Below are 2,692 nucleotides of genomic sequence, written 5' to 3' on the forward strand. Positions count from 1 at the left end.
CCACCGCCGACGGCTCCGCGCCGCGGACGTACGCGTCGAGGCGCTCGGCCGCGACCTTGTACGACTCCCGGCTGGCGGCCTGCATCAGCGGGCCCCCGTGCTCTCGAGGCCGCTCAGGAACCGGTCGACGGTGCCCTTACGTCGCGCCTCGTCGGCCAGCGACTCACCGACGATCTTGCTGGCCAGGTCCACCGCGATGGTGCCGACCTCCGCGCGCAGCTCGCGCACGATGGTGGCCCGCTCGGCGGCGAGTGCGTCCTTGCCCGCCTGGATGACCCGGTCGGACTCTTCCCGCGCCTTGGCGAGGATGTCCTGCCGGATCCCCTCGGCGTCGGCCCGCGCGTCGTCACGGATCTTCGCGGCGTCGGTGCGGGCCTCAGCGAGCTGGGCCCGGTACTGCTCGAGCAGCTGGTTCGCCTCGGCCTGGGCGGCCTCGGCGCGCTTGATGCCGCCCTCGATCGCGTCGACCCGAGCCTGGAACGTCTGCTCCATCCGCGGGAAGACGAACTTCATCAGCACGAAGCAGAGCACGGCGAAGGCGATCGTGCCGACCACGATCTCCTGCCCGATCGGAATGATCGGGTTGTGGCTGGACTCACCACCCTCAGCGGCAAGGTTGAACATGGTGACCTCCCGGTCGAGGGGCGGGTACTACTTGGCCCAGATGAAGCCGAAGGCGATGCCGAACAGCGCGAGCGCCTCGATGACGGCGAAGCCGATCCAGACGTACGGCAGGGTCATCCGGGACGACTCCGGCTGCCGGGCGGTCGACTGGATGTAGGCGGCGAAGACCAGGCCGACGCCGATGCCCGGGCCGATGGCCGCGAGACCGTAGCCGATGGCGGCGGTGCTGCCATTTACCGCGGCGAGAACGTCCATTAGTGGTTCCTCCTGGTTATCACGCGTGACTCTCACGCGGGACGACAACGGTTGGTGCGTGGATCAGTGCTCTTCGGCGAGCGCGCCCTGGATGTAGCTGGCGCTCAGCACCGTGAAGACGTAGGCCTGCAGGACGATGACCAGTGCCTCGAGCAGGGTCAGCGCCACGGTCATCACCCAGGAGACCACCGAGACCGGTGCCAGCCAGGCGTTGGCGTTGAGCATCGCGAAGCCGCCGAGCGTGAAGACCAGCAGGAGCATGTGGCCGGCGAACATGTTCGCGAAGAGACGGACGGCCAGCGAGAACGGCCGGATGATGAAGGTCGAGAACGCCTCGATCGGAATCAGCAGCGGCAGGATGTACCAGGGTGCCGGCGGGATCAGGGCGTGCTTGAAGTATTTGCCGAAGCCGTGGTGCCGGATGCCGATGTAGTTGAACAGCACGTAGCTGATCACCGCGAGGATCGCCGGGAAGGCGATGTGCGAGTTCGGTGAGATCTGGAACAACGGGATGATGGCGAACGCGTTCGTCACCAGCACGAAGCAGAACAGCGTGGTGAAGTACGGAGCGAACCGCACACCCTGGTGACCGATCATGTCGACCGAGATGTTGTTGCGCACGAAGCCGTAGATCGACTCGGCGAACCACTGCTTCTTGGTCGGGACCAGCTTCGGGTTCCGGTAGGTAGCCAGGAAGAAGATGATCAGCACACCGACCGCGATCCAGATCATCAAGGTGAACTTGGTGACCCAGTACGAGTCGTGTGCACCCCAGGGCAGGATGCTGGGCAGGTAGAAGTCCTCCACACTGGGTGGGAATTCCGCCTGGCCCGCTGCCAGGACGTTCGCCTGTCCGAACACCGCGTCCCTTCCTAAGTAGGCGTGCCGAGTCGGCGGATGACCAGGATGACTCCCCCGGCCATGCCGAGCACGAAGCCGATCCCGGTGGCGACGCCACCGGTGTCGAGCCACTGGTCGACCAGCCAGCCGATGAAACCCCACACGAGCATGCCTCCGACGAGGTAGCTGAGCGCGGTCCAACCCTGACCGGCGCCGGACGGATAGTCGTCCGGTTCACCGGCGGGGCGGGGGGTTTGGTCATCAGCCATGACGGGGCGAACGATATCAGCCGGGAAGACGAGGCTGTGCCTCACCCCCCGCACAACCATCGTTGTGTGGGCATCTCGTGGGCGCCGTCGTCTGTGGGCACGCTACTCCCCTTCCGCCCGTCGGAAAATGACCGGAGGCCGACACATTGCGGCGCGTCCGCTGGTTGGGACGGCGGGCCGGCCGATCGCCGGGTCAGTCCCGTGGCCGGCGGGCGTACACCCTGGTCAGCCACCAGAGGTGCACCGCTGTCCACACTGCCACCCCGGCGACGATGCCGAGGCAAAGAGGAATCAACCCGGGCCAGCCGGTTGCGGCCACCGCCACCAGCACGACACCCAACAGGGTGAACTTCAGCACGTACAGACCCACGCCGAGCGGCAGCAGCAGCTGCGGGTTGACCTGGTCGGCCCGGGCCAGCACCACCGTGGTCAGCGTGTAGCTGAGCACCGTGACGCCCACCCCGACCGCCGCGCCGGACGCCGCCGTCGCGCCGCCGGTCACCGCACCGACGACAGCCGCGACCACGGCCAGCGCCAGCGACGCGCCCAGCAGCACCGGCAGGTGCCGCAACCGCCACCGCCGGTCGGCGGCGGGCTCGAGCACCCCGGGCTCAGCCACGGGGGTACGCCGGGAAGGCCGCGGCCAGCTCGGCCACCTCGGCGCCGAGCCGGGTCAGCGCGTCGGCGCCACCCGGTGCGCCCGG

The 2,692-nt window shown here is 68.2% G+C and carries 5 protein-coding genes and 1 pseudogene; all 6 read right to left on the minus strand.

The features are described from left to right. Window positions 1–85 (minus strand): annotated as a pseudogene (locus AB0J68_RS30585) (F0F1 ATP synthase subunit delta); the annotation flags it as partial. Then, window positions 85–624, minus strand: a complete 540-nt coding sequence (locus AB0J68_RS30590) for a F0F1 ATP synthase subunit B (RefSeq protein ID WP_354861498.1) — start codon at window positions 622–624, stop codon at window positions 85–87. The gene AB0J68_RS30590 and the pseudogene AB0J68_RS30585, both read right to left, overlap by 1 nt. Window positions 625–651: 27 nt before the next feature. Then, complete coding sequence (locus AB0J68_RS30595) at window positions 652–879, minus strand: ATP synthase F0 subunit C (protein WP_007464523.1); 228 nt, start codon at window positions 877–879, stop codon at window positions 652–654. 63 nt (window positions 880–942) lie between these two features. Then, complete coding sequence (gene atpB / locus AB0J68_RS30600; RefSeq protein WP_007464525.1) at window positions 943–1,740, minus strand: F0F1 ATP synthase subunit A; 798 nt, start codon at window positions 1,738–1,740, stop codon at window positions 943–945. A gap of 11 nt (window positions 1,741–1,751) precedes the next feature. Beyond that, window positions 1,752–1,988: an AtpZ/AtpI family protein gene (locus tag AB0J68_RS30605; RefSeq protein WP_266245732.1), complete on the minus strand. Its 237-nt coding sequence runs from the start codon at window positions 1,986–1,988 to the stop codon at window positions 1,752–1,754. A gap of 193 nt (window positions 1,989–2,181) precedes the next feature. Beyond that, window positions 2,182–2,607 (minus strand): hypothetical protein, encoded by a 426-nt coding sequence (locus AB0J68_RS30610; RefSeq protein ID WP_363942173.1) that lies wholly within the window; start codon window positions 2,605–2,607, stop codon window positions 2,182–2,184. Window positions 2,608–2,692 lie beyond the last annotated feature (85 nt).

It is taken from the genome of Micromonospora sp. NPDC049580 (genome assembly GCF_040675595.1).
GTDB lineage: Bacteria > Actinomycetota > Actinomycetes > Mycobacteriales > Micromonosporaceae > Micromonospora.

Coding starts and splice junctions, on each gene's coding strand:
- AB0J68_RS30590 (WP_354861498.1), bottom strand. CDS start 624: ATGTTCAACCTTGCCGCTGAGGGTGGTGAGTCCAGCCACAACCCGATC.
- AB0J68_RS30595 (WP_007464523.1), bottom strand. CDS start 879: ATGGACGTTCTCGCCGCGGTAAATGGCAGCACCGCCGCCATCGGCTAC.
- AB0J68_RS30605 (WP_266245732.1), bottom strand. CDS start 1,988: ATGGCTGATGACCAAACCCCCCGCCCCGCCGGTGAACCGGACGACTAT.